Origin of the sequence: Mycobacterium sp. 23, assembly GCF_048287075.1 — a bacterium.
Classification (GTDB): Bacteria; Actinomycetota; Actinomycetes; order Mycobacteriales; family Mycobacteriaceae; genus Mycobacterium; species Mycobacterium gordonae_B.
This window is the reverse complement of record NZ_JBLVUX010000005.1, coordinates 4059149-4084833: the sequence shown is the minus strand read 5'-3', so window position 1 is coordinate 4084833 and position 25685 is coordinate 4059149. Positions and strand designations below refer to the sequence as shown.

Sequence of the window (25685 nt, the reverse complement as noted above, 5' to 3'; positions counted from 1 at the left end):
CGCAACTTGTCGCCGGCAGTGTCCGGCGGGATCGAATTGAGAGGTAGCGATGGGCGGATTCTTCGGCATGGTGCCGGGCGCTGTCGACATGTCGGCGGCCGCCGAGGCGGGGATCAGCGAAGGGATGGCCGCGACGACGGCGGCAGGTGCGGCCGCACTCACCGGAGTGCTGCCGATGGCCGCCGATGCCGACTCGATCGAGTTCGCGGCGGCCCTGAACGCCGCCGGAGCGGCATACCTGGGAACGGCCGCGGAGCACGTCGGGCAGCGCGTCGCGTTCTCCGGGGCCCAGGGTTTGTCGGCGGCCGCCACCGTCGCGGCCGAGGCCGCCAACGCGGGCGCCGTCGGACTGTAGGGCGCCCATGCCAGATCCCCGCTGGACCGGCCCACCCGAAGTCGTCGCCGCGATATTCGAGGCCGGCTCGCCGGCTTCGGTGATCGCCAATGGTGCCGTCTGGGTCACCGAGACCGCCAACAACGAAGTGTCGGCGGGACTCTCCACCCTCAACACGCTGGCCACTCAGGCGCAGTGGCAGGGCGTGGGCTCCACGGCTTCGACGGTCGCTGCGGCAGGCCTGAACGCCGGATTGCAGACCCTGGTGGGTTGGACCGCCGAGAAGATCAATGTCACGCAGGCCGCGGTCGAGGCGTTCATGCTCGCGCGGTCTTCGGTCATCCCGTCGATGGTCTCCCAGACCAACCGCGACGAGTGGGCCGTCCTGAACGCCACCAACTGGTTCGGCCAGAACACACCCGGAATCGTCGAGCGGGACGGCGAGTACTTCGGCGAGCACTGGCCGCACAACTCCGGAGTGGGCTGGGCGTACTCCGGTGCCCTGAGCGCATTGATCGCAGCCTTGGCGGTGCCTCCGCCGATCGCGCCGATGGGCGCCTCACCGGCCGCGCCGGCCGCCGCGGCGGAAGCGGTGGCCCAGGCCGCGGCGCAGACCGGCGTGCAGGCGTCGAGCCAAGCAGGGCAGACGGTGGGCCAGAGCGCGGCCTCTCCCGCCGAGGCGACCGGCCAATTGAGTTCTTTCATGCAGGCACCAATGCAGATGGTGTCGGGGGCCACCGAACCGCTCAAGGGGATGTTGCAGGCGCCGATGCAGGCCATGCAGGGCGTCACCAGCCTGCCCCAAGGGATGGTGCCGGCCTTCGGTGGAATGTTTCCCTCCGCGGGGACCCCAAGTGCGGCGGCCGTCGCCGAACCCGCGGTGGCGGCCGGCGGGAGCGCCGCGGGCGGCGGCACTGGTGCGGCTGGCGGATTTCCCGGTGCCGGGCTCACCAGCTATACCCGGCCCACCAGCAGCTTTGAGCCGGAGGCGGGCGGGAAGCCGGCCGGCCTGCGGGCCGGCGTGCTCAACGCCGCCGAAGTGCGGGGTCCGACGGTCTCAACCGGTGGCACGCCACTGCCGATGACCCCGGCAGGCATGCTGGCGCGTGGTGAGGCGGGCAAAGAAGCCGACAAGGACGTGGCGCGGGCACGCGTCGTGATCGACCCTCGTTAGAACCGCGCCGAGCGTGAAGCAGGCTTCACGTTCGGCGCCGACCGTGCGGCCAGCTTCACGGTCGGCGGAGGCTCCGCGCGCTCATCGCCCGGGTCCGGGCGGGCCCGCGAACGCCTGGGCGATCCGCAACCACTGCTGCGCGTCCTCCCCCACCGCCGTCACATCCAACGCACTCAGCGGCCGCCGCTGCGTGACGAGGAAGCAGAAATCCTCGGCCGAGCCCGTCACGCGCTGGGCCGCCTCCGGCGGCCCCCAGGACCAGGTGTCTCCGCCCGGCCCGCGCAACTCGACATAGAACGCTTCGCTCGGGGGCGTCAAACCGTTGACCATGTACGCGTAGTCGCGGGCCCGCACCCCGATGTGCGCAATCGAGCGCAGCCGGTCCGTCGGCGGCCGGGTGACACCGAGGGCGTCGGCCACGTCCAGCCCGTGCGCCCAGGTCTCCATCAACCGGGCGGTGGCCATCGACGAGGCGCTCATCGGCGGTCCGAACCACGGCAACTTGCGGCCGTCGGCGACGCCGAGCAGGGCCTCGTGCAAACGCCGACGGGTGTCGCGCCAGTCGGCCAGCAACTCGGCGGGCGGCAGCGCCGCCAGTTCCTCCGCGCCGGCATCGACGAACCCGGCCGGGTCTGCGGCGGCGGCGGTCAGCGCCTCGCCGAATGCGGCCTCATCGGTGACCGACAGCAGCGACACCCGGTCGGTCCACAGCAGGTGGCCGATCTGGTGGGCGATGGTCCACCCCGGGGCGGGCGTCATCGTCGCCCACTTATCCGCGGGCAGCGGTGCGACCAGCGCGTCGAGGCCGTCACTCTCGGCCTGCAGATCGGCGACGAACGCAGCTGAACCAGTCATCCCAGAACCTCCTTAACACGTCCTCGACGGCCGACCAGGCTGTGCACCAGCAGCCCGATCAGATAAATCACCGAACCGAACAGCGCAAACGCGGGTGCGCGTCCGTCGTCGGGGATGAACGCGGCGGCAACGGTGACCGCGACGATGAACGAAACCCAGAACAGGGCGTCCTGAACCGCGAACACGTGCCCGCGCAACGCGTCGTCGACATCGATCTGCATCGCCGAGTCGGCGCACAACTTGACCACCTGTCCGGCAATGCCGAGCAGGAAACCGCACACGACCATGACCGGCAGCAACAGCCCCGCGCCCGCCGTCTGGATGACGGCCGCGGCGACCAGAGCACCGTTCGTCGTGGCATACCGGCCCCAGCGCCGTACCAGCACCGGGGCCAGCATGTTGGCCAGAAAAGCCCCCAGACCGGTCGCGGCGAAGAACACCAGAGCGGTACCCAGCCCGTCGCCGTCGACGTTCTTCAGGTGATGCACCAGCAGCAAAATCAGCAGCGAGTTGATCCCGACGACCATCCGGTGCGCGGCCAGCCCCGACAGAGCGGCGGCTACCGACGGGAGTTGAACCACCGTCCGCACGCCGTGCAGCCACCCCGTGACCACGGCGTACACCGCGGACCCGTGAATCGCCCGTTTGGTGTCGTCCGGACCGAGAACCCGGGGCGCGAACCGCAGCGACAGCAGCAGCGCTAATGCCACCGGAACCAGCGCAGTGAAGATGACCGCCGCCGCGCCGTGATCGCCGGCGCCGCCGAGCCAGCGCGGCAGCAGCATGAAATTGGCACCCAGGAAGGCGGAGACCGCGCCGGCCGCGGTAGCCACCGAGTTCATCGTGACGACCTGCTGGCGCGGCACCACGTGCGGCAACGACGCCGACAGACCGGACGCCACGAACCTCGCCAGACCGTTGGCGAGCAGCGCGGCGCCCAGCAACACCCAATCGCCGGCCCCGACCGCGAGAATCGTGCCGATCGCGACGATGAAGCACAGCCGCGCGCTGTTCGCGCCGACCAGCACCAGGCGCCGGTCCCAGCGGTCCATCAGCGCGCCGGCGAACGGCCCGAGCAGCGAATAAGGCAGAAACAGCACCGCGAATGCGCGCGCGATCGCCAGCGGATCGGCGGCCCGGTCCGGGTTGAACAGCAATGCCCCCGCCAGGCCGGCCTGGAACAGACCGTCGCCGAACTGACTTGCCATGCGCACCTGCATAAGTCGCCAGAAGTCGGGCAGGGCGCGCACCGACCGCCACAATTCGACGGGTGCGCTTGCCTGCATCCGGGTGCGAATCACTGAACCCACTTCCACGATCGGCACAGGCAAGGGCGGGTCGGCCCTGCGCCGTCCCAATCACAGTACAAATCTTCATCGAGCGCGGTTGTTTGCACCGGCGATCGGGCATCGGGTGCGATGATGTGATAGTGGCGCAGCACGAAGATCCTGAGGACAACTTCGCACCCGCCGCCCAGCGGGTGCGGGCGGGTACCTTGTTGCTGGCCAACACCGATCTGCTGGAGCCGACGTTTCGGCGCAGCGTCATCTACATCGTCGAGCACAACGAGGGTGGCACGCTGGGGGTGGTGCTGAACCGGTCCAGCGAGACGGCCGTCTACAACGTGCTGCCGCAGTGGGCCAAGCTCGCGTCCAAGCCCAAGACGATGTTCATCGGCGGCCCGGTGAAGCGGGACGCGGCGCTGTGCCTGGCGGTGCTGCGCGTCGGGGCCGATCCGGACGGGGTACCGGGACTGCGGCATGTCGCGGGCCGCATGGTGATGGTCGATCTCGATGCCGAGCCAGATCTGATCGCGCCGGTGGTGGAAGGCGTGCGGATCTTCGCCGGGTACTCCGGTTGGACCATCGGACAGCTCGAAGGCGAAATCGAGCGCGACGACTGGATTGTGTTGTCGGCGTTGCCGTCTGACGTTCTGGCCCCGCCCCGGTCAGACTTGTGGGGGCAGGTGTTGCGCCGGCAGCCGTTGCCGTTGGCGATGCTTGCCACGCACCCGATCGACCTGAGCCGGAACTAGCCGAAGCGGCGCCCCAGTCTTGATTGTCTTGCGCCGGCTTGTCAGCGGCCAGGCGAGTTGACGCAGGTAGCCGGCCGGTTCCACGTCATCGAGACCGTACTGCGCCGGCCAGCGGCGGACAGGCAGGTACAGAGTCCCGAAAATCGCGTCGAGGACCGGGAACTCCCCCGCGAAGTTGCTGTTATGGGCCCGCGGTTCGCGGGCGTGATGCCAGTGGTGGAATTGCGGGGTAGCGATCAGCCATCGCAGCGGGCCGAACCCTGCTTTCAGGTTCGCGTGAATGAAGACCGCTTGCAGCGTCACCACGATCGCGAACGCGCCCAGGCCTACCCGGCCGAAGCCGAGCGCATAGAGCGGTAACACCGCGGCGGACCGAATGAAGGTCTCGTCCACGGGATGCAGGTGGTTGGCCGCGAGCCAGTCCATTTCGCGGACGCTGTGATGGACTCGGTGGAAACGCCACAGCAGAGGTATCTCGTGCGCGGCGCGGTGTCCCGCGTAGTTGCCCACAGCCGAGATCGCCAATCCCGCCACGATCTGCACCCACGTCGGACTCGCGGCAACGGCGAGCCGTAGGGGTTCGGGCACCAACGCACGCAGGAATCCGCCGGCGCCGACCGCCGTGGCGATCAGTCCGAACTTCAACGCGGTTCCGTTGACCAGGTAATGCACCACGTCGGTCCGCCATCCTCGCCGCAGCACGCGACGCCCGTGCAGCGGGAAGAGCCGTTCCAGCGGGACGAAGATGACCGCGAGAGTCGCCAGTCCGAACACGATGCCGCTGCGCACGCTGAGCGCGGCGAGGACCAGCACGATGGTCAACGCCCCCAGCAGGGCCGCAACGGCAGTGGCCGGCGGCCCGCCCGCGGCGCCGTGGTGATCGGAATCCGGCGCCAACTGGCCGCTGCCGGCAGTCGGCGGCGCGACCGGGCGGCCCGAATCCGCGGCATCGGGTCCGGGCTGCGCCAACCGACCCCATCCGGCCAGAATGCCGGTTGCGAGCGCGATCCCAGCGGCCCCGGCGCAACCATTCTGGGTGGCCACCGCGATGGCCGTCATCAAGATTCCCGACTGAAGCGCGAGCCCGGAAACGGATAGCGAACTGCACCCGCGAAGCAGCCGGCGGATCTGCCAACCCACCATCATCACCGCCACCGCCAACGCGACGGCCGGGAGCCGGGTCACATCGCCGCCGGGATGCCACCGGCCACCGCAAGCCAAGGCCACACCGACCAGCACGATCAGTTCGACGCCGTGCAGCACGAGGAGCCCCGACCTCATCATCCGAACGACCTGGACGGCTGGCCGGGCATGTGCAGATGTCGAGGTGGTCCACCGCTCAGGCGAACCGGCCGCGGTCGCTCGACTGAGCAACTGGCCGGCGGCTCCGGCCGCCGGGCTCACGGCGCCGACGACGATGGGTGGCCAAAAGCAGGCGAATTCATCGGGGATCGCTGCTGGGCGGCGGCGTAGCGGGCGGCTTGGTGGTCGTGGCCGCGGGGCCGACGGTTCGGCCCGGCCCGCAGTCGATCGTTGGACCGAAACACGGCCCCCCACCGCCTGCCCCGACCATTCCGTCCAGGAAAGGAAGTCGGTACAGCGACATCACCGTCACGACGAAGACGACCGCAGCAGTGATCACCAGCAACACGGCGACTCGGTAGCGTCGCCCCAACGCGACCCGTACTCGCGACACAGCGGATGATTCCGGACTTGCACTCACGGCTAACAGTATGCGGCGCAGCCGCCGCGAAAACCCGCTCTGAGCTGTGGGTATTTATACCCAACTTGACGCGGCCGGCGGCGAGTGGCAGGACTTAGTGGCAGGACAGAGTGCAGCCCGCGCAGCTGCCGGTACAGCCGGCGGACTCGGCCGGGGCGACTTGACGGCGCAGCGCATATTTCGCGCTCTGCACCGACCCGGTGGCCAGTGTGCCCAGGGCCCCCAGGATGCAGACGATCACCACCACCACCGCGGTCTGCGGCGACGCGGCCAGCGCCACCACTCCCCCGGCGGCGAGCATGATCGCGGCGGCGAACTGCGTAGGTGCCATCGAGCGCAGTGCCAGCTGGGTGGCGTCAGTGGTGGGCGTGTGGGACAGCGACCAGGCACCGAATGCGGCTGACGCTATGGCCGCACATACGCACACCACGCCCGCAATAAGCATGTGCTAACCATACGAGCCCGGCGATCGATCCGCGCGCCGGGCTCCACCGCCCGGCTAGTGCGCAGGGGCCGGCGTCAAGGTGACCAGGGGCGGCTCGGCGGACACCGGGCCGGGAGCGGGCACTGCCCGCGGCGACGCTGCGGCCGGCGGGGCGGACGCCTGGGGGACAGCCGGCACGGTCGATCGGGTGGGCGCCTGCGGAGCTAAGGGTGCTGCGGGTGCGGCCGGCGCCGCGGGCGTTCCGGCCTGCGCCGGAGCCTGGCCGGCCGCGCCGGGTGTGGTCACCCGGAAGCCGCTGACGATGGCGTCGGTGGCGGGTGCGTCGCTGACCGCCTGCGTCGCGGCCGTGGTCACCGACAGCGATACCAGGTACTTGTCGGATCCGGAACTGGCCAGGACGTGGCGCCGCGAGGTGTTCAGCGTCATGTCGTTCTCGCGGTAGGTGCCCTCGATGACCGAGGAGGGGAAGGTGCCGAGGCTGGTCAGGGACGCGTTCGTGGTCTGCCACGCGAGTAGTCGCTGGCTGTCGACGAAGCCATGGCTGATCGCCTCCGTGGCGTCGAAGTCACCCACCAGCTTGTAAACCACTACCTGCGCGTTCGACGTGTACACACTGTTGCCGCCGACCCGATCGGCGATCACCACGAACGCGTCGGGCACGTTAGGGTCCGGCACCTGGGTCCAGCGGGGCGGCATCGGCACGGTGATGTCGAGCGCCTTGAAACCCAGCGGGCGTTGCGCCTCGAGCTTGACGCCTTTGCCTTCCAGGTATTCACGCAGCGTGCCCGTGGTCGCCGGAGTCACCGCCGGCGGCTGTGGAGCGGCCACGGCGGGAGCCGGCCCGGCGGCGGGAACGGCCGCGGGCGCCACCGCCGGAACTGGAGCGGCCGCCGGAGCGGGCACCTGCATCGGCGCGGGCAGCTGAGCCGGCGCCTGCGCGGGTGCGGGGGCGAAGCGGTTGACACCGCCGGGGAACACCCCGTTGCTCTGCGCCGGCGGGGTGCCCGGCTGCATGGGGACCGGGCCGGGCAGCGACGGCTGGGGGACCAGAGGTTCTGCCGAAGCAGTCCCGCCTGCAACCATCACGACGCCGACGACGCCGGCGGCCATACCACCCACGAGTGTTCGCCAGCTGCGCGCGATCCGCTTCATCTCGATCGGTCCCTCCGGAATAGCCGGGGCGTCACTGCCCACCATCGAGGCCGAATGTAACCCCTGCTCAGCGGCGTCGACCATGCCCGAAATCGAGCTGGGATGAACCTCTGACCGGTGCGCAACGGAACCGATACCAACCCGTGCCCGGCGGCCTCGGCGCGGCTACATCCAGACCGGCCCTTATACCCTGTTGGGCGTGACAGAATCGCCGACCGCCGGACCCGACGCGGATGCGCCGCGGTACCGCTACACCGCCGAGCTCGCGGCCGGGCTGGAACGCACCTGGCAGGACAACTGGGCTCAGCTGGGTACGTTCAACGTGCCCAACCCGGTCGGCTCGTTGGCTCCCGCGGACGGCTCAACCGTTCCCGCCGACAAGCTGTTCGTGCAGGACATGTTTCCCTACCCGTCGGGGGAGGGGCTGCACGTCGGCCACCCACTGGGTTACATCGCCACCGACGTCTACGCCCGCTACTACCGGATGCTCGGCCGTAATGTGTTGCATGCGTTAGGTTTCGACGCATTCGGTCTGCCCGCCGAGCAGTACGCGGTGCAAACCGGCACCCACCCGCGCACCAGGACCGAGGCCAACGTCGTCAACTTCCAGCGTCAGCTGGGCCGGTTGGGTCTGGGCCATGACAGCCGGCGTAGCTTCTCCACCACCGACGTGGAGTTCTACAAGTGGACGCAGTGGATCTTTCTGCAGATCTACAACGCCTGGTTCGACCCCGCCGCCGACGGAGCCCGCCCGATCAGCGAGCTGATCGCCGAGTTCGATTCCGGTGCAAGGGTTCTCGAAGACGGTCGGCAGTGGGCGCAGTTGTCGGCGGGGGAGCGGGCCGACGTGGTCGACGGGTATCGGCTGGTATATCGCGCCGACTCGATGGTCAACTGGTGCCCGGGTCTGGGCACGGTGCTGGCCAACGAAGAGGTCACCGCCGACGGCCGCAGCGACCGCGGCAACTTTCCGGTGTTCCGCAAGCGGTTGCGGCAATGGATGATGCGGATCACCGCGTACTCCGACCGGTTGCTCAACGACCTCGAGAGCCTGGACTGGCCGGATCAGGTCAAGACCATGCAGCGCAATTGGATCGGACGCTCGACCGGCGCCACGGCCCTGTTTGCCGCGACCAGGCCGGACGGCTCAGCCACCGATATCGAGGTCTTCACCACCCGGCCCGACACGCTGTTCGGCGCCACCTATCTGGTGCTGGCGCCCGAGCACGAACTGGTCGACGAAGTGGTCGCCGCCAGTTGGCCCGAAGGCGTACCGGAAGCCTGGACCTACGGCGGTGCCACCCCGGCCGACGCGGTGGCCGCCTACCGCCGTGCCATCGCGGCCAAGTCGGACCTCGAGCGTCAGGAAAGCCGGGAGAAGACCGGTGTCTTCCTGGGCAGCTATGCCACCAACCCGGCCAACGGTGAGTCGGTACCGATCTTCATCGCCGACTATGTGCTGGCCGGCTACGGCACCGGGGCGATCATGGCCGTGCCGGGCCACGACCAGCGCGACTGGGACTTCGCCCGGCAGTTCGGGCTGCCGATCGTCGAAGTCATTGCCGGTGGCGATGTTTCGCAGGCGGCCCATTCCGGTGACGGTGTCCTGGTCAACTCCGGCTTCCTGGACGGCAAGAGCGTCGCCGATGCCAAACAAGCCATGACGCAACGGCTGGAGGCTGAGGGGAGGGGCCGGGCCCGCATCCAATTCAAGCTGCGCGACTGGCTTTTCGCGCGGCAGCGGTACTGGGGCGAGCCGTTCCCGATCGTCTACGACGCCGACGGGCGCGCCCACGGGATCGACGAAGCCGCATTGCCGGTGGAACTGCCCGACGTGCCCGACTACTCACCGGTGTCGTTCGATCCCGACGACGCCGACAGCGAGCCGTCACCGCCGTTGGCGAAAGCAACGGACTGGGTGCACGTCGAACTCGATCTCGGCGACGGCCTGAAGCCCTACACCCGCGACACCAACGTGATGCCGCAGTGGGCCGGCAGCTCGTGGTACGAGCTGCGCTACACCGATCCGCACAACTCAGAACGCTTCTGCGCCAAGGAAAACGAGGCCTACTGGATGGGCCCGCGACCGGCCGAGCACGGTCCGGGCGATCCGGGCGGTGTTGACCTGTACGTCGGTGGTGCCGAACACGCGGTTCTGCACCTGCTGTATTGCCGCTTCTGGCACAAGGTTCTCTACGACCTGGGACACGTCAGCTCCCGGGAGCCGTACCGCAAGCTGGTCAACCAGGGTTATATCCAGGCCTTCGCCTACACCGATGCGCGCGGATCGTATGTACCCGCCGAAGAAGTGATCGAGCGCGACGGCGGATTCTTCTACCCGGGACCCGACGGCGAGATCCAGGTCTTCCAGGAATTCGGCAAAATCGGTAAGAGCCTGAAGAATTCGATCTCACCGGATGAGATGTGCGACGCTTACGGCGCCGACACGCTGCGGGTATACGAGATGTCGATGGGCCCGCTGGAGGCATCCCGCCCGTGGGCCACCAAGGACGTCGTTGGCGCGCACCGCTTCCTGCAACGGGTGTGGCGTCTGGTGATCGACGAGGACACCGGCAAAACCCGGGTGGCCGACGCAGACCCGGCCGCCGAGACGCAGCGAGTGCTGCACCGCACGATCGCCGGTGTGTCGGAAGACTATGCGGCACTGCGGAATAACACCGCTGCCGCCAAATTGATCGAGTACACCAATCATCTCACCAAGCAGTACCGCGGCGAGGTACCGCGTGCCGCGGTGGAACCGCTGGTCTTGATGCTGGCTCCGCTGGCCCCGCACATGGCCGAAGAACTGTGGCTGCGGCTGGGCCACACCACGTCACTGGCGCACGGCCCCTTCCCGGTGGCCGATCCCGCCTTCCTGGTGGACGACACCGTCGAGTACCCGGTGCAGGTGAACGGGAAGGTGCGTGGCCGGGTGGTCGTGGCCTCCGATGCGGCCACCGACGCGGTACAGGCCGCCGCACTGGCCGACGAGAAGGTGCAGGCGTTTCTCGATGGTGCCACCCCGCGCAAGGTGATCGTGGTACCCGGCCGGATGGTGAACCTCGTCGTCTGACGTGCCGATCAGCGCGGGCGGATCACCACCTCATGGACGTGGCCGTCCCGGGGGGTGGCCACCACGTTGGCGACCACCTGGGCGACGGTCTCGGGACGCAGGAACTTCGACGGGTCGTACTCGCCGCCCTCGTAGGCGACCAGTTCACGCTGCATGTCGGTGTCCACCCGGCCGGGGTGCACCGACGTCACCAGCAACGCGGGCTCATCCGCGCGCAACGAATCGGCGAAGGCGCGCAGGGCGAACTTGCTGGCCGAATAGGAGGCCATGCCCGGCGACACAGTGCGGCCGGAACCGGAGTTGATGAACACCACGCGGCCCCGGGCCTGCCGCAACGCCGGCAACAGCGCCAACGTAAGGGCCACGGCGCCAAAGACATTCACGCTGAAGGTGGCGCGCCACTCGTCCACGTGCGACTCGTCGACCCGGCCGGGGATCGACACCCCGGCGTTGTGCACGAGCACGTCGAGTTCGTCGACGACTTCGCAACTGGCGTCGATGGAATCGGGGTCGGTCAGATCCAGCGGAAACGTGGTGGCGCCCAGCCGCTCCGCGACAGCATCCAACCGGGCCGACGGTCGACCGGCCAACAGCAACGTGTGCGTGGGTGCCAGCGCCGTCGCGATGGCGGCGCCGATGCCGCCACTGGCGCCGGTGATGAGTGCGGTGGGCATCTGTCAGTAGTTACCAATCTGCTTGGCAACAAACACTTTCACGCCTCGTCGGTGGCCGCCGCGGGCGCGGCCGGCTCACCGCTGGCGAGTCGGGCCAGGGGAGCCAGCGCCTCCATCAGGATGTCCAGGTCGGACTTGGACAGCTGGCTGAGCATCGCCGCCAGCGCGGCGTGTCGGTTGGCCAGCGACTCGTTGTGCACCGCCCGGCCCTGCGGCGTGATGTCGACCAGTACCGCACGCAGGTCCGACGGGTCGCGCGAGCGCTTCACCAGCCCGATCTTCTCGAGCCGGCGGATCGCCACCGTGGTGGTGGGGGTGCGGACCCGCTCGTGTGCGGCCAGGTCCGTCATCCTGATCGGGCCCCGGTCGAGCAGGGTGATCAGGATCGAAAGCTGAGCCAGCGTCAACTCGCCGGCCACCGCGGTATTGGTCGGATCGCCGCGGCGCAGGATGGTGGACAGCTTGGACAGCGAGCGGTGCAACCCCTCCGCCAGCTCCGCCACCTCGGGCGCTGTAGGTTCGCTGTCCGCCATAAATCGGCAGTCTAACCCGCCACGCCCGTGGGCGGAGACAATGCGGTTCGCGGGCGCGCCCGGGTCGAATAATGCCGGGTCACAGCACCTGGGCGAGGAACCGCTGCAGCCGCTCGGTCTCGGCGGCGTCGAATATCTGCTCTGGCGGCCCGAACTCGACGACTTTGCCGTGATCCATGAAGACGACGGCATCGGAGGCTGATCGCGCGAAGCCCATCTCATGGGTGACCACCAACATCGTCATCCCGTCGGCGCCGAGATCGGCGATGAGCTCCAGGACGCCCTTGACCATCTCGGGATCCAGCGCGGAGGTGGCCTCGTCGAAGAACATCACCTGTGGCGCCATGGCCAGCGCGCGGGCGATCGCCACCCGTTGTTGTTGACCACCCGACAGGGTGCCGGGGCGGGCGCCGGCTTTGCCCTTCAGACCTACCCGGTCCAAGTGGTGCAGTGCCAGTTCTCGGGCGTCGTCGGCGGGCAGGCGGCGCAGTTTGCGCGGTGCGAGTGCGACGTTGTCCAGCACGCTGCGGTGCGGGAAGAGGTTGAACTGCTGGAACACCATCCCGATGCGCTGACGCAGCTCATCGGGGTCGTCACGAAGCACCGATCGGCCGTCCAGCAGGATGTCGCCGCTGTCGGGCTCGCGCAGCCGGTTCAATGCGCGCAGCAGCGTCGACTTGCCGGAGCCCGACGGGCCGATCACCGAGGTGGTGGTGCCCGCCGGCACCTGGAGGCTCACCCCGCGCAGCACTGCGGTTCCGCCCAGGACCTGATGAATATCCTTGGCCGCCAGAGAAACCGGATCACGGGGGAGCGTCACGTCATCTCCGTGCCGATGGTCGAGGTGACGACTTCGGGGGGATCGTCGGGCTCGAGTTTGGTGCGCCCCCGGCGCAGCCGGCCGTCGATGTAATTGACCAGGTGCGTGAGCGGCACGGTCAGAATCAGGTAGCAGATGCCGGCCGCCACCAGCGGCGACAAGTTGCCGGTTTGCGCGTTGAGGTCGCGCCCGACCTGGAACAGCTCACGCTGGCTGGCGATCAACCCGAGGAAGTACACCAACGCCGAGGCCTTCAGCAGCGCGATGAACTGGTTGACCAACGCGGGCAACACCCGTCGTATCCCCTGTGGCACTACGACCAGCCGCATCGCCGCCGAATAGCTGAAGCCCAGCGCCCGGGCGGCTTCCAGCTGGCCGGGGTCGACGCTCTGGATCCCGGAACGCAGAATCTCGCCGACGTAGGCGCCGGCCATCAGGCCCAGGGCAGCGATGCCCAGCGGATAGGGGTTGTTGTCGGTCAGCCCGCCCACCACCGGACCGACGCCGAGCCCGATGATCAGAATGATCACCACCTCGGGCAGCCCGCGGAAGACGTCGGTATAGATTCGGGCCGGCCATCGCAACCAGCGCTTATGCGAGATTCCCGCGACGGCCAAGGCCAAGCCGACGGCCAGGCCGATGATCCCGGCGCTGCCGGTCAGAATCAACGTGTTGGGCAGCCCGGTGGTCAGCAGCGTCGGGATGGCCTGGCGGTACATGTCCCAGTCGAGGAATGAGTCGCGCAGCTGCCCGAGCGTCGACCTGGGCGTGGACGGCTGCACCGGCTTGCGGTGGTGCTCGGCGGCGATCGCGGCGAAATCGGGCAGTTTGGGCGACGCGGCCGCCTTCGATCCCGGCTTCCAGTCTGGCGGCAGGGTGCGCGGCACCCACTTGCTGTAGAGCTCGGCCCAGGTGCCGTCCGCGATGACGGCGTCCAACCCGGAATTAAGAGCATCGACCAGCGGTTGATTGTCCCTGGCGACCGCGTAGGCGACGAAGTCGTCGGTGCCGAAGGTGTGGGCGACGATCACCGCGGGATCACTCGGTCGCACTGCGCTCGATGCCTGGTTGGCCGGTGCCACCCACGCGTCGATCTGATGGGTTTTCAAGCTGGCGTACACCGTGGCGAAGTCGGGGTACTTCACCGGCTGCAGGTGCAGGGTGTCCACGACGTAGGTCTCCTCGACCGTGCCTTGCACGACGCCGATCCGCTGGCCCGGCGCCAGGTCGGTGAACTTCTTGATGGTCGACCCCGGGGGCACGACCAGGGAGTAGAAGCCGAAGTCATAGCCGTTGGTGAAGGCCACGGTGTGCCGCCGCGCATCGGTCGCCTTCACCGATGACGAGCCCACGTCGAAGCGGCGCGACGCCACCTGGGCCAGCAGGCCGGAGAAGTCGGTCCCGACGAAACGCACCTGCAGGCCCAGCTTCTTGGCGATCGCGCGCAGCAGTTCGTTGTCGAAGCCGGTGAAGCGACCGGTGGCGTTGATGCAGGTGCTGGGTGGGGCGTCGGACAGGGTGCCGGCCAGCAGAATGCCGGGTGTTCCGAGGCCCAGCGCCGCGGTGTCGACCGAACCCAAAGCCATCACCGACGCGGTCGTGTCGGTGTCATCCGCGGTGCCCGAGTCACCGGTTGTGCGGGAAGACGTGAGGTCTTCGGGCAGGACGGTGGCGCTCTGCACCCCAGGCGGTGCGCATTGACTGCCATCCGCGAACGCGGGCGCCGCGCAGGCCAACCCGGCGATGATCGCGATGGTCGCGACCAGCCCGAACAGTTTTGCCCCCATCACCGCCACCGTATCGAGCGCGCGGCGGCGGCTTCCGCTCAGGACACTATCGACGAGCGCTCGGAGGCTTGGTCCGGATCAGGGTGTACCGGAAGGACCGCGACGTTGGCGTCCGAAGGCTCCTCGCGCGGGGTGAAGACGCCGCGGCGGCACAACTCGGCGACCATTGTTCTTGCCATCAGCTCGGAGCGCCTGATGCAGGCGGCCCGGGCGGCGTCGGGGTCGCGCCGGTGCATGGCAGCGTTCTCTTCTTCGTAGAACGGCAGCATGTCGTCGCGGCTGTGCTGGTAGGTCATGAAGAAGACGCGCGGGATGAGGTTCTGCGACGCCCGAATGGTCGCGTGCAGCCGCGGCCCGGCGTACTCGTCGTTGACCACCCGCCGGTACTCCCAGGCGATCTCGGCGAAGTTCCGCGACTCCTTGGCGGCGCGCAACGAACGCATCAAGGCGTCGAGTTCGCTCAGAATCCGCGGCGTCGGGTTGGCCGCCGCTCGTGCCGAGGCGATGCCGTTGAGCAGGCCGTCGAGTTCGTGGTGTTCCAGGACGGTCGACTCGTCGAAGCGTTCGACGAACGCGCCGCGGTGATACCGCGTGGACACGATGCCGTCGTGTTCTAGCTGAACCAGCGCCTCTTGGATGGGGACCCGGCTGATGCCCAGGTCCTGCGCTATCTCGTTGCGGTCGACCCGGTCGCCGCTGCGCAGTTTCCCGGTCAGCACCAGGTTGAGCAGGTGCGTGACCACCTGGTCTTTTTCTTTGATCCCGTACTTCTTAGGCATCAGTGTTTGACATCTCTTTCAGCCCCCGACGGCCGCCGTGCGCGGCAAGTTTCTCACGACTGAGCGGGAAGGTTGAGATGTTTCGCAGATGAAGCGCGGCTCAAGTCGAACTGTCGCGCCACCGGCACAGCGCTTCGGCGTCCGAAAGGTCGTAATCGGGTCCGTCGCAGCCGACGGTCAGCATCGTGACCCCGAGGCCGACGAGCGCTTCGGCGTTGCCGATCACCGCTGACCCGTTGCCGGCGGACGCGGAGCGTTCGATGGTGGCCGGGTCCCTCCCGACGGCCTCGCAGTGCCGGGCCAGCACCGCCGCCTTGGCGGGAAACTCGTCAGCGGAGGCGAAGCTGTGCCAGATGTCGGCGTGCTCGGCGACCAGGCGCAGCGTCTTACGCTCTCCGCCGCCGCCGATCAGCACCGGAATGTCCCTGGTCGGCGCGGGGTTCAGCTTGCTCAGGCGCGCGGTGATCCGGGGGAGCGCGCCCGCCAGATCGTCAAGCCTGCTGCCGGCGGTGCCGAACTCGTAGCCGTACTCGTCGTAGTCCTTCTGCTTCCATCCCGAGCCGATACCCAGGATGAGCCGCCCACCGGAAATGTGGTCCACGGTACGGGCCATGTCGGCCAACAGTTCTGGGTTGCGGTACGAGTTGCACGTGACCAGGGCGCCGATCTGGATTCTTGAGGTCTGCTCGGCCCAGGCCCCGAGCATGGTCCAGCACTCGAAGTGGGCGCCGTCGGGGTCGCCGTAGAGCGGAAAGAAGTGGTCCCAGTTGAACGCGACGTCCACGCCGATGTCCTCGCAGCGGCGGACGGCATCCCGGATCTGGTCGTACTGCGGGGCGTGCTGGGGCTGCAGTTGCACGCCGATGCGGATGGGAAGGTTGGGGAGCACAGGGGAGTTAATACTCACCACCGTAGGCTCAGGCCCTGTCGATCACCGTGCGCACGAGATCGATCAGAGCGCGCGGCTGGTCGCTCTGCACCGAGTGGCCCGAGTTCTCGACAACATGGGCGCCCCTGAAATATGTTGCGCGCCTGCCGATTTCGGCAACATCATCGTCGTTGACGAAGCCCGACGAGCCGCCCCGGATCAGTGTCACCGGCGCGGCCAGTGCGTCGACGTCGTCCCACAGGGTGCTGAAATCCGGAAAGACCCGGATCGCGTCGTAGCGCCACGTCCAGTTGCCGTTGTCCAACCGGCGCGAGTTGTGAAAGACGCCACGGCGCAAGGCCTTCACCTCGCGGTGTGGGGCCGCGGCGACCGTGAGGTCCAGCATCGCCTGGAAGCTCGGGAACTCCCGCTCGCCGTGCATCAGCGCGACCGTGCCCTGCTGCTCCTTGGTCATCTCGGAGTGACGCTGCAGTGCCGACGGGGTGACATCGATGAGCACGAGTTCTTTGAGCAGCTCCGGTGCCAGTGCGCCGAGCCGGATACCGGTCAGGCCACCCAGCGACATCCCGACCACCAGCTCGGCATCGGGGGCGAGATCACGCAGGACAGGCGCCAGCGCGTCCGCGTTGTGCTGCGGTGAGTAGTCGCCGTCCTCCCGCCAGGAGGAGTGGCCGTGCCCGGGCAGGTCCACGGCGAGCGCGGGTTCGCCCAGGCCGACGATCACCGTGTCCCAGGTGTGCGCGTTCTGACCGCCGCCGTGCAGGAAGACCACCCGCGGCTCGGGTCCACCCCAGCGCAGCGCGCTGATGGCACCGGCGTCCACCCGCTCGACGGTCGGCAAAGGACCGCTGACACCGGCCTGTTCGGCGTTCTCGGCCAGCAGGTCGAACTCGGAGAGCCCGGTCAGGTCGTCATGCGAGGCGTCGGTCACCTCACCGACACTAGCGGCGGTTCAGCCTTCGTTGATGAACTCTTCGAGCTGCGTACGGGCGATGTCGTCGGCCAGCTGCTCCGGCGGGCTCTTCATCAGGTACGCCGACGCGGGCAGCACCGGTCCGCCGATGCCGCGGTCCTTGGCGATCTTGGCGGCGCGCACCGCGTCGATGATGATGCCGGCCGAGTTCGGGGAGTCCCACACCTCGAGCTTGTACTCCAGGTTCAGCGGCACGTCACCGAAGGCGCGGCCTTCCAGGCGCACGTATGCCCACTTGCGGTCGTCGAGCCAGGCGACGTGGTCGGACGGGCCGATGTGGACGTTCTTGTCCTCGACCTTGCCGGCCAGCGAGCCGGTGAGGTTGGACGTCACGGCCTGAGTCTTGGAAACCTTCTTGGACTCCAGACGCTCGCGCTCGAGCATGTTCTTGAAGTCCATGTTTCCGCCGACGTTGAGCTGGTAGGTGCGGTCCAGCGTCACGCCGCGGTCTTCGAACAGCTTGGCCATCACGCGGTGGGTGATCGTCGCGCCGACCTGGCTCTTGATGTCGTCGCCGATGATCGGCACACCCGCGTCCTTGAACTTCTTGGCCCACACCGGGTCCGAGGCGATGAACACGGGCAGCGCGTTGACGAACGCCACCCCGGCGTCGATGGCGCACTGGGCGTAGAACTTGTCGGCCTCCTCGGAGCCCACCGGCAGGTAGGACACCAGCACGTCGACCTTGTTCTCCTTGAGAACTTTCACCACGTCGACCGGCTCGTCGTCGGACAACTCGATGGTGTCGGCGTAGTACTTGCCGATGCCGTCGAGGGTCGGGCCGCGCTGCACCACCACGTTGGTCGGCGGCACGTCGGCGATCTTGATGGTGTTGTTCTCGGAGGCGTAGATCGCGTCGGAGAGGTCGAAGCCGACCTTTTTGGCGTCGACGTCGAACGCGGCCACGAACTTGACGTCGCGGACGTGGTACGGGCCGAACCGGACGTGCATCAGACCGGGGACCGAGGAGGTGTCGTCGGCGTTGTAGTAGTACTCGACGCCCTGAACCAGCGAGGACGCGCAGTTGCCGACGCCGACGATGGCGACTCGTACCTCGGTCGACGCCTGTGTGTTCCCACTCATTGGGCGTTCTCCTAACTTCGTAACTTGGGTTTGTCTTACGTTCTGTGTGCGGTGGTTACGTCTGTTCCACGGGGTTGGGTGCTGCCCGTTCCGCGGCGATCAGCTCGTTGAGCCACTTGACCTCACGCTCGCTGGACTCCAGCCCGAGTTGATGCAGCTGACGGGTGTAGCGGTCAAACGAGCTGCTGGCCCGCGCGACTGCTTCACGCAGGCCTTCCCGGCGCTCCTCGACCTGACGGCGCCGGCCTTCCAGGATTCGCATGCGCGCCTCCGCCGGAGTGCGGTTGAAAAACGCCAGGTGCACTCCGAAGCCGTCATCGGTGTAGTTGTGCGGACCGGTGTCGGCGACAAGTTCGGTGAAACGTCGGCGGCCCTCGTCGGTCAGCTGATAGACCCGGCGAGCTCGTCGTACCGGGGTCCCCGCGGGCGCCGCGTTCTCGGCGATCAGTCCGTCGGCCTGCATCCGACGCAGTGCCGGGTACAAGGACCCGTAGGAGAATGCGCGAAAGGCGCCGAGCAGGCCGGTCAGCCGTTTGCGCAACTCGTAGCCGTGCATGGGTGACTCGATGAGCAGCCCCAAAATGGCCAGTTCCAGCATCGATTCACCTCCTATTGCATGGCTTGTTACGACGATACGACGTCTCGCGTCATAGTATCGCTCCGATATATTAGCGACAACAGCACCGCCCGTTAATGCGCTGTTAGTCACACTCGCGGGCTTCAGCTCACGTAATGGACCTGCTTGACGGTCCCGTCGCCGGCCAACTCGATGTATCCGCTGCCGTAATCGCTGGACACGTAGATAGTCAGCGACAGCGACCCCGGCGCGGTCGGATCCTTGGCCGGCTCCACGATCAGATAGATCGATTTGACGTCCTGTTGTTTGATCCCGACGGTCTCGGGTGCGCCGCGCAGGATGCCTACCACGGTCTTGACGTCGAACTTGCCCAGGTCGACGAGGTCGGTGTTGGTGCTGCTGTTGCGGGCGGAGCTGGACGGGTCGCCCCAGCCGCCGCGGTAGGTGTAGTCCAGGACGCGTCTGTCGTCGGTGGGGTCCTTGCGGTCGATCGACGCGTACTCCGGGTAGACCAGCAGCCGGTAGCCCATGGTGTCTCCGAAGCGCTTGCGGGTCTGCTCCAGTAGTCCGGTCAGGCCGCCCAGCGACTGCAACTGCTTGGGGGGCGTGAGCACCACCGGCGCGATGCCGTCGGACTTGGCTCCGGGATCGGAGGTGAAGTCCAGCGGCGACGTGGTGTTGCCGTAGAGGCCCCACCCGATGCCGATACCCAGCAGTACCGTGACGCCGAACGCCGCGGCGGCCAGCCCCAGCCCGTTGCGTCTCGCTCGGATGATCGGTGTCTGCACCGGCTTCTGGATCTGCGCGCTCTGCCCGGATTGCAGATCGTCTACCAGGAGCTGCAAATCGTCGAGGGTCACGGCGTTGGTGGCCATGCTGACCCGCTCGCGGTGTTCCTCCATCGACAACTCGCCGTCGTTGAGCGCGTTGTCCAGGATCCGGCACGCATCTTGTCGGTCGCTGTCCTTGGCCCGCGTGGTACCGCTCCGAGATTTCGCCACGGGACGATCGTAGAAGTCGGGCCCCCGACCGGCACAGCCTGTGATCACCGGATACCTGCTCAACCACGCGACAACAGCCGCAGTTGCGTGTCGGTGCCGGGGACGGCGACGTACTCTGGTCAGCGTGCGACTGCAGCGACAGGTGGTGGACTACGCGCTTCGGCGGCGCTCACTGCTGGCCGAGGTGTATTCGGGACGCACCGGCGTGTCGGAGGTTTGTGACGCCAATCCGTATTTGCTGCGTGCGGCGAAGTTTCACGGGAAACAAAGCCAGGTGATGTGCCCGATCTGCCGCAAAGAACAACTGACGCTGGTGAGCTGGGTTTTCGGCGAGCATCTCGGGGCGGTCTCGGGCTCGGCGCGTACCGCGGAAGAGTTGGTACTGCTGGCGACCCGCTTTTCGGAGTTTGCTGTCCACGTGGTCGAGGTCTGCCGGACGTGCAGCTGGAATCACCTGGTGAAGTCGTACGTCCTGGGCGCGGCAGTGCCCGCCCACCCGCCGCGGGGTTCAGGCGGCAAGCGGACGGCGCGCAATGGCGCCCGCACCGCCAGTGAATAGCGGAGGGCGCCACCACCAGTCGTCCAGCGACAAACCGGATGAGTCGACGACAGCGGATGGCGGCAGACATTCCGGCGGTGAGCAGCAGGGCGCGCCGCCGCCGCCGCGCCGCGCGGTTCCTCCCGATGACCGGCTGACCACGGTCATTCCCGCCGTGCCCGACGATCGCCCCAGCCGGCACGCCGACCCGATCGACCAGGTCAAGGCCGCCCTCGACAGCCCGTCGTCAGCACCGCCGCCCGCCGACCCCGTGGGTCAGGTGAAGGCCGCACTGGATTCCCGGTCGCCGCGGCCCGGGCACGAGCGGCTCAGCGGCCAGCGCCGTCCGCCGGGCGGGCCGCCACCGTCGGGACCGGCCGGCGCGACCCGCGGGCCCCGTCGCAAGCCGACCTGGTCTCAGCAGATCAACTGGAGATGGGTCCGGCGCTCGCTGTACCTGAGCCTGGCGGTCCTGATCCTGCTGCCGATCGTCACGTTCACCATGGCGTACTTCATCGTCGACGTGCCGCGGCCGGGGGACATCCGAACCAACCAGGTGTCCACGATCCTGGCCAGTGACGGCTCGGAGATCGCCAAAATCGTGCCCCCCGAAGGCAATCGGGTAGACGTCAACCTCAACCAGGTCCCGGTCCACGTGCGGCAGGCCGTGATCGCCGCCGAGGACCGCGGCTTCTACTCCAACCCGGGATTCTCGTTCACCGGGTTCGCCCGCGCCGTCGGCAACAACCTTTTCGGTGGTGATCTGCAGGGCGGTTCGACGATCACCCAGCAGTACGTGAAGAACGCCCTGGTGGGCTCCGCGCAGCACGGGTGGAGCGGCATGATGCGCAAGGCCAAGGAACTCGTCATCGCCACCAAGATGTCGGGGGAGTGGTCCAAAGACGATGTGCTGCAGGCCTATCTCAACATCATCTATTTCGGCCGCGGCGCCTACGGGATCTCGGCGGCGTCCAAGGCCTACTTCGATAAGCCCGTCGAGCAGCTCACCGTGTCCGAAGGTGCGCTGCTGGCGGCGCTGATCCGGCGGCCGTCCACGCTGGACCCCGCCGTCGATCCCGAAGGCGCGCTCGCGCGCTGGAACTGGGTCCTCGACGGCATGGTGGAAACCAAGGCCCTGGCGGCCAAAGACCGGGCAGGGCAGGTGTTCCCCAAGACGGTGTCGCCGGACCAGGCGCGGGCCGAGAATCAGACCACCGGCCCCAACGGGCTCATCGAGCGGCAGGTCACCAAGGAACTGCTCGAGTTGTTCAACATCGACGAGCAGACCTTGAACACCCAGGGGCTGCAGGTCACCACCACGATCGATCCGCAGGCTCAGCAAGCTGCCGAGAAGGCCGTGTCGAAGTACCTGGACGGCCAGGACCCCGACATGCGGTCCGCGGCGGTCTCCATCGATCCGCGCACCGGGGCAGTGAAGGCCTATTACGGCGGATCCAATGCGTTGGGATTTGATTTCGCTCAGGCCGGCCTGCAGACCGGATCGTCGTTCAAGGTCTTCGCACTGGTCGCGGCACTCGAACAGGGCATCGGCCTCGGTTACCAGGTGGACAGTTCGCCGCTGACCGTCGACGGCATCAAGATCACCAACGTCGAGGGCGAGAGTTGCGGCACCTGCAACTTGGCCGAGGCGCTGAAGATGTCGCTGAACACCTCCTACTACCGGCTGATGCTCAAGCTCAAGGGCGGGCCGCAGGCCGTCGCCGACGCCGCGCACCAGGCCGGAGTTGCCGAGAGCTTTCCCGGTGTCCCGCACACGCTGTCCGAAGACGGCAAGGGCGGCCCACCCAACAATGGAATCGTGTTGGGGCAGTACCAGACCCGGGTGATCGACATGGCTACGGCCTACGCGACGCTCGCCGCCTCGGGCCTCTACCACCGCCCGCACTTCGTGCAGAAGGTGGTCAACGCAGAAGGCCAGGTCCTCTTCGATGCCGGCACCGCCGACAACAGCGGAGACCAGCGCATCCCGAAGGCGGTGGCCGACAACGTCACTGCCGCGATGGAGCCGATCGCCGGGTATTCGCGCGGCCACAACCTGGCCGGCGGACGGCAGTCCGCGGCCAAGACCGGCACGACACAGTTCGGCGACACCACGTCCAACAAGGACGCCTGGATGGTCGGGTACACGCCGCAACTGTCCACCGCCGTATGGGTAGGAACGGTCAAGGGCGACGAACCTCTGGTGAGCGCCTCCGGCGGAGCGGTATACGGGTCCGGACTGCCCTCTGACATCTGGAAGTCCACGATGGACGGCGCCCTGAAGGGGCAGCCGAACGAGACGTTCCCCAAGCCGACGGAGATCGGGGGATATGCGGGTGTGCCAGCGGCCCCTCCGCCGCCGCCGCCACCGCCGTCGGAGACGGTGATTCAACCGACGGTCGAGATCGCGCCGGGAATCACCGTGCCGGTGGGCCCGCCCACCACGATCACGGCGCCGCCGCCCGGCGGGCCGGTCCCACTGCCCCCGCCGTCTGACGTCCCCCAACCGCCCCCGTGAGCGAGCGCGCCACCATTTCCCCGCGGCCGCTTGCTGCCGACCGCCGCAGCGCCGACAGTCGAGACTGCCCCAGCCGCAACGACATTCTGGGTGCCGCGCTGGCCGGCGTGATCGGTGGGCCCGTGGGTCGGCACGCGCTGATCGGCCGCACCCGCTTCATGACACCGGTGCGGGTGATGTTTGTGATCGCCCTGGTATTTCTGGCCCTGGGCTGGTCGACGAAGGCGGCTTGCCTGCAGAGTACCGGCACCGGAACGGGTGATCAGCGGGTTGCCAACTGGGACAACCAGCGCGCCTATTACGAACTGTGTTACTCCGACACGGTGCCGTTGTACGGGGCGGAGTTGTTGAGCCAGGGCAAGTTTCCCTATAAGTCGAGCTGGGTCGAGACGGACGGCAGCGGCACACCCCAGATGCGCTACGACGGTCAGATCGCAGTGCGCTACATGGAATACCCGGTGCTGACGGGGGTTTACCAGTACGTCTCCATGCGACTGGCCAAGGCCTACACGGCAGTCAGCAAGATCCTGCCTGTTCCGGTGATCGCCGAAGTGGTGATGTTCTTCAATTTCGCTGCCTTCGGGCTGGCGCTGGCCTGGCTGTTCACCGTCTGGGCCACTGCTGGGCTCGCCGGTCGCCGCATCTGGGACGCGGCGCTGGTGGGCGCTTCGCCACTGCTGATCTTCCAGATATTCACCAATTTCGACGCGCTGGCAACGGCTTTCGCGATGGGTGGCCTGCTGGCCTGGGCGCGCCGCAGGCCGGTGATGGCCGGTGTGCTGATCGGCCTGGGCGCCGCGGCCAAGCTGTATCCATTGTTGTTCTTAGGCCCGTTGCTGGTGTTGGGGATACGGACGGGACGGCTGCGCGATGTCCTGCGGACCACGCTGATCACCGCGGCGACCTGGTTGGCGGTGAACCTGCCGATCATGGTGCTCTTTCCGCGTGGATGGTCGGAGTTCTTCCGGCTCAACACCCGTCGCGGCGACGACATGGACTCGTTGTTCAACGTGGTGAAATCGTTCACCGGTTGGCGGGGGTTCGATCCCGTTCTGGGGTTCTGGCAACCGCCGACGGTACTGAACAGCGTTGTCGCCGTGCTCCTCGTATTGTCTTGCGCGGCAATCGCCTACATCGCGCTGACCGCGCCGCAGCGGCCTCGGCTGGCGCAGCTGGCGTTCCTGGTGACCGCGGCCTTCCTGCTGACCAACAAGGTGTGGAGTCCGCAGTTCTCGCTGTGGCTGGTGCCACTGGCCGTGCTGGCCGTGCCGCACCGCCGGGTTTTGTTGGCGTGGATGACAATTGACGCTCTGGTGTGGGTGCCCAGGATGTATTACCTGTACGGCAACCCGAACCGTTCGTTGCCACAGCAATGGTTCACGGCGACGGTGCTGCTGCGCGATATCGCGGTGATGGCTCTGTGCTTGTTGGTGATTCGGCAGATCTATCGCCCGGAGGAAGATCTGGTGCGCTGGCAGGGGCGCGTCGACGATCCGGCCGGAGGCCATTTCGATCTCGCCCCGGACAGCCCGCCCGGGTGGCTGCCGGTGTGGTTGCGCCCGGCCCGTCGCCCGCGGGTCGCCGAACCCGAGTTGGTCGGACAGACGTGATGCAGGTTGCCATTCCGGTGTTTCCCCGGTTCACCGCACTCGATGCCATCGGGCCTTACGAAGTGCTGCAACGCATTCCGTCGATCGACGTGGTGTTCGTCGGGCATCGGCGCGGTGAGGTGCGCACCGAGAACGGCATGCTGGGCGTCACCTGCGACGCCACCTTCGACGAGGTCACCGCGCCGGATGTGGTGGTGTTCCCCGGCGGTATCGGGACCCGGGTGCTGGTCGACGACGAAACCATCCGCGGCTGGCTGCGGGCCGTGCATCCGGCGACCCGATTCACCACGTCGGTCTGCACCGGTGCCCTGTTGCTGGCCGGCGCCGGTCTGCTCGACGGGTTGACCGCTACGACGCATTGGCGCGCGGCCGACGAGCTGAACCGCCTGGGCGCGCGATATGTGCCCGAACGTGTCGTCGAGCACCTGCCGGAGCGCATCATCACGGCGGCGGGGGTGTCCAGCGGCGTCGACATGGCTTTGCGGCTGGTCGAGTTGCTGTTCGACCGGGTCGCCGCCCAGGCGGCTCAACTGCTGATCGAGTACGACCCACAACCGCCGTTCGACTCCGGCGCGCTGGCCAAGGCGGACGAGGCGACACGGGCCAGGGCGCTGGAATTCATCCAGTCCCGGAAGTGAATTTCGGGTCAGCCCGGCCATCCGGTAGCCTGGGGCGGTTGCCGACGCAGGCGACCCTCCTGCCACGGAGGTTCCGTGGCCGCCCAGACCAGAGGAGGTGATGAGGTCCCTATGCGTCCATACGAAATCATGGTCATCCTTGACCCCACGCTCGACGAACGCACCGTTGCCCCGTCCCTGGAGACGTTTTTGAACGTCGTCCGTAAAGACGGTGGATCGGTCGAGAAGGTCGACATTTGGGGCCGGCGGCGGCTGGCGTACGAGATCGCCAAGCACGCTGAAGGCATCTACGTGGTCATCGACCTGAAGGCCGCCCCCGCGACGGTCTCCGAGCTCGACCGCCAGCTGAGCCTGAACGAGTCGGTGTTGCGCACCAAGGTGATGCGCACCGACAAGCACTGACCGCCCTGTCGGAGCGGTTGCCTAGGCTTGCTCAAAGCTCGTAAAACCACCCACCAGGCGGACCCAGGAGGC

General features: G+C 67.7%; 25 protein-coding genes. 9 read left to right on the top strand and 16 right to left on the bottom strand.

Annotation, left to right across the window (positions count from 1 at the left end; all coding sequences use genetic code 11):
* Positions 1–49 precede the first annotated feature (49 nt).
* Positions 50–355 (top strand): PE family protein, encoded by a 306-nt coding sequence (locus tag ACNQS7_RS20150; protein WP_418013949.1) that lies wholly within the window; start codon positions 50–52, stop codon positions 353–355.
* Positions 356–362: 7 nt separating this feature from the next.
* Positions 363–1508 carry a PPE domain-containing protein gene (locus ACNQS7_RS20145; protein WP_418013948.1) on the top strand — a complete coding sequence of 382 codons (1146 nt, stop codon included), beginning with the start codon at positions 363–365 and terminating at the stop codon, positions 1506–1508.
* 81 nt (positions 1509–1589) lie between these two features.
* Here ACNQS7_RS20145 and ACNQS7_RS20140 read toward each other — a convergent pair whose 3' ends face one another.
* The gene (locus ACNQS7_RS20140; RefSeq protein ID WP_418013947.1) at positions 1590–2363 is read right to left on the bottom strand and encodes a TIGR03084 family metal-binding protein; all 774 of its coding nucleotides are present in this window, start codon (positions 2361–2363) and stop codon (positions 1590–1592) included.
* On the bottom strand, positions 2360–3688 hold the full coding sequence (locus ACNQS7_RS20135; protein WP_418016072.1) for an MFS transporter: 1329 nt from the start codon (positions 3686–3688) through the stop codon (positions 2360–2362). Before ACNQS7_RS20135 ends, ACNQS7_RS20140 begins: the two co-directional genes overlap by 4 nt.
* A 101-nt stretch (positions 3689–3789) precedes the next feature.
* Between ACNQS7_RS20135 and ACNQS7_RS20130 the strand changes: the two genes are divergently transcribed.
* On the top strand, positions 3790–4398 hold the full coding sequence (locus tag ACNQS7_RS20130) for a YqgE/AlgH family protein (RefSeq protein WP_156452530.1): 609 nt from the start codon (positions 3790–3792) through the stop codon (positions 4396–4398).
* On the opposite strand, the gene ACNQS7_RS20125 is transcribed toward ACNQS7_RS20130, so the two are convergent.
* The 4 genes from ACNQS7_RS20125 to ACNQS7_RS20110 all read right to left on the bottom strand — a co-directional run bounded on the left by ACNQS7_RS20125 (position 4312) and on the right by ACNQS7_RS20110 (position 7718).
* Positions 4312–5679 (bottom strand): sterol desaturase family protein, encoded by a 1368-nt coding sequence (locus tag ACNQS7_RS20125; protein WP_418013946.1) that lies wholly within the window; start codon positions 5677–5679, stop codon positions 4312–4314. The two genes, ACNQS7_RS20130 and ACNQS7_RS20125, sit on opposite strands and share 87 nt — an antisense overlap.
* Positions 5680–5839: 160 nt before the next feature.
* Positions 5840–6121, bottom strand: a complete 282-nt coding sequence (locus ACNQS7_RS20120) for a hypothetical protein (RefSeq protein WP_418013945.1) — start codon at positions 6119–6121, stop codon at positions 5840–5842.
* A 94-nt stretch (positions 6122–6215) separates the two neighbouring features.
* Positions 6216–6566 (bottom strand): hypothetical protein, encoded by a 351-nt coding sequence (locus ACNQS7_RS20115; RefSeq protein ID WP_055578138.1) that lies wholly within the window; start codon positions 6564–6566, stop codon positions 6216–6218.
* A gap of 54 nt (positions 6567–6620) precedes the next feature.
* A complete protein-coding gene (locus tag ACNQS7_RS20110; protein WP_418016071.1) occupies positions 6621–7718 on the bottom strand; it encodes an LpqN/LpqT family lipoprotein in 1098 nt (365 codons plus the stop codon).
* A 199-nt stretch (positions 7719–7917) separates the two neighbouring features.
* Between ACNQS7_RS20110 and leuS the strand changes: the two genes are divergently transcribed.
* The gene (leuS, locus tag ACNQS7_RS20105) at positions 7918–10791 is read left to right on the top strand and encodes a leucine--tRNA ligase (protein WP_418013944.1); all 2874 of its coding nucleotides are present in this window, start codon (positions 7918–7920) and stop codon (positions 10789–10791) included.
* Between the two features lie 8 nt (positions 10792–10799).
* On the opposite strand, the gene ACNQS7_RS20100 is transcribed toward leuS, so the two are convergent.
* The 10 genes from ACNQS7_RS20100 to ACNQS7_RS20055 form a co-directional block, all read right to left on the bottom strand.
* Complete coding sequence (locus ACNQS7_RS20100; protein ID WP_418013943.1) at positions 10800–11465, bottom strand: SDR family oxidoreductase; 666 nt, start codon at positions 11463–11465, stop codon at positions 10800–10802.
* Between the two features lie 38 nt (positions 11466–11503).
* Entirely contained in the window at positions 11504–11998 is a 495-nt protein-coding gene (locus ACNQS7_RS20095) for a MarR family winged helix-turn-helix transcriptional regulator (RefSeq protein ID WP_418013942.1), read from the bottom strand.
* A gap of 79 nt (positions 11999–12077) precedes the next feature.
* Positions 12078–12818, bottom strand: coding sequence for an amino acid ABC transporter ATP-binding protein (locus ACNQS7_RS20090; RefSeq protein ID WP_418013941.1), 741 nt, complete (start codon positions 12816–12818; stop codon positions 12078–12080).
* Entirely contained in the window at positions 12815–14605 is a 1791-nt protein-coding gene (locus ACNQS7_RS20085; protein WP_418013939.1) for an ABC transporter substrate-binding protein/permease, read from the bottom strand. Before ACNQS7_RS20085 ends, ACNQS7_RS20090 begins: the two co-directional genes overlap by 4 nt.
* Before the next feature lie 38 nt (positions 14606–14643).
* The gene (locus ACNQS7_RS20080; protein ID WP_418013938.1) at positions 14644–15384 is read right to left on the bottom strand and encodes a GntR family transcriptional regulator; all 741 of its coding nucleotides are present in this window, start codon (positions 15382–15384) and stop codon (positions 14644–14646) included.
* Between the two features lie 100 nt (positions 15385–15484).
* A complete protein-coding gene (locus ACNQS7_RS20075; protein ID WP_418016070.1) occupies positions 15485–16285 on the bottom strand; it encodes an LLM class F420-dependent oxidoreductase in 801 nt (266 codons plus the stop codon).
* A gap of 16 nt (positions 16286–16301) precedes the next feature.
* Positions 16302–17204: an alpha/beta fold hydrolase gene (locus tag ACNQS7_RS20070; RefSeq protein WP_418013937.1), complete on the bottom strand. Its 903-nt coding sequence runs from the start codon at positions 17202–17204 to the stop codon at positions 16302–16304.
* A 21-nt stretch (positions 17205–17225) separates the two neighbouring features.
* Positions 17226–18329 (bottom strand): inositol-3-phosphate synthase, encoded by a 1104-nt coding sequence (locus tag ACNQS7_RS20065; RefSeq protein WP_418013936.1) that lies wholly within the window; start codon positions 18327–18329, stop codon positions 17226–17228.
* A gap of 55 nt (positions 18330–18384) precedes the next feature.
* On the bottom strand, positions 18385–18927 hold the full coding sequence (locus ACNQS7_RS20060; RefSeq protein ID WP_055578147.1) for a PadR family transcriptional regulator: 543 nt from the start codon (positions 18925–18927) through the stop codon (positions 18385–18387).
* A 122-nt stretch (positions 18928–19049) separates the two neighbouring features.
* A complete protein-coding gene (locus ACNQS7_RS20055) occupies positions 19050–19907 on the bottom strand; it encodes a DUF1707 SHOCT-like domain-containing protein (protein ID WP_418013935.1) in 858 nt (285 codons plus the stop codon).
* A gap of 124 nt (positions 19908–20031) precedes the next feature.
* On the opposite strand from ACNQS7_RS20055, the gene ACNQS7_RS20050 reads away from it, so the two are divergent.
* From ACNQS7_RS20050 to rpsF, 5 genes are all read left to right on the top strand, one after another.
* Complete coding sequence (locus tag ACNQS7_RS20050) at positions 20032–20466, top strand: DUF5318 family protein (protein ID WP_065136884.1); 435 nt, start codon at positions 20032–20034, stop codon at positions 20464–20466.
* A complete protein-coding gene (locus ACNQS7_RS20045; RefSeq protein WP_418013934.1) occupies positions 20459–22963 on the top strand; it encodes a transglycosylase domain-containing protein in 2505 nt (834 codons plus the stop codon). The genes ACNQS7_RS20050 and ACNQS7_RS20045 overlap by 8 nt, the downstream gene beginning before the upstream one ends.
* Complete coding sequence (locus tag ACNQS7_RS20040) at positions 22960–24573, top strand: glycosyltransferase family 87 protein (protein ID WP_418013933.1); 1614 nt, start codon at positions 22960–22962, stop codon at positions 24571–24573. Before ACNQS7_RS20045 ends, ACNQS7_RS20040 begins: the two co-directional genes overlap by 4 nt.
* Positions 24573–25211, top strand: a complete 639-nt coding sequence (locus ACNQS7_RS20035) for a DJ-1/PfpI family protein (protein ID WP_418013932.1) — start codon at positions 24573–24575, stop codon at positions 25209–25211. Before ACNQS7_RS20040 ends, ACNQS7_RS20035 begins: the two co-directional genes overlap by 1 nt.
* Positions 25212–25322: 111 nt before the next feature.
* Positions 25323–25613: a 30S ribosomal protein S6 gene (rpsF, locus tag ACNQS7_RS20030; RefSeq protein ID WP_055578152.1), complete on the top strand. Its 291-nt coding sequence runs from the start codon at positions 25323–25325 to the stop codon at positions 25611–25613.
* Positions 25614–25685: the final 72 nt, after the last annotated feature.

Bases quoted from the DNA above. Each gene is read 5' to 3' on its own strand.
- ACNQS7_RS20100 (WP_418013943.1), bottom strand. From the start codon at position 11,465: ATGCCCACCGCACTCATCACCGGCGCCAGTGGCGGCATCGGCGCCGCC.
- ACNQS7_RS20065 (WP_418013936.1), bottom strand. From the start codon at position 18,329: ATGAGTGGGAACACACAGGCGTCGACCGAGGTACGAGTCGCCATCGTC.
- rpsF (WP_055578152.1), top strand. From the start codon at position 25,323: ATGCGTCCATACGAAATCATGGTCATCCTTGACCCCACGCTCGACGAA.
- ACNQS7_RS20140 (WP_418013947.1), bottom strand. From the start codon at position 2,363: ATGACTGGTTCAGCTGCGTTCGTCGCCGATCTGCAGGCCGAGAGTGAC.
- ACNQS7_RS20150 (WP_418013949.1), top strand. From the start codon at position 50: ATGGGCGGATTCTTCGGCATGGTGCCGGGCGCTGTCGACATGTCGGCG.
- ACNQS7_RS20145 (WP_418013948.1), top strand. From the start codon at position 363: ATGCCAGATCCCCGCTGGACCGGCCCACCCGAAGTCGTCGCCGCGATA.
- ACNQS7_RS20085 (WP_418013939.1), bottom strand. From the start codon at position 14,605: ATGGGGGCAAAACTGTTCGGGCTGGTCGCGACCATCGCGATCATCGCC.
- ACNQS7_RS20110 (WP_418016071.1), bottom strand. From the start codon at position 7,718: ATGAAGCGGATCGCGCGCAGCTGGCGAACACTCGTGGGTGGTATGGCC.
- ACNQS7_RS20060 (WP_055578147.1), bottom strand. From the start codon at position 18,927: ATGCTGGAACTGGCCATTTTGGGGCTGCTCATCGAGTCACCCATGCAC.
- ACNQS7_RS20125 (WP_418013946.1), bottom strand. From the start codon at position 5,679: ATGAGGTCGGGGCTCCTCGTGCTGCACGGCGTCGAACTGATCGTGCTG.
- ACNQS7_RS20095 (WP_418013942.1), bottom strand. From the start codon at position 11,998: ATGGCGGACAGCGAACCTACAGCGCCCGAGGTGGCGGAGCTGGCGGAG.
- ACNQS7_RS20035 (WP_418013932.1), top strand. From the start codon at position 24,573: ATGCAGGTTGCCATTCCGGTGTTTCCCCGGTTCACCGCACTCGATGCC.
- ACNQS7_RS20080 (WP_418013938.1), bottom strand. From the start codon at position 15,384: ATGCCTAAGAAGTACGGGATCAAAGAAAAAGACCAGGTGGTCACGCAC.
- ACNQS7_RS20115 (WP_055578138.1), bottom strand. From the start codon at position 6,566: ATGCTTATTGCGGGCGTGGTGTGCGTATGTGCGGCCATAGCGTCAGCC.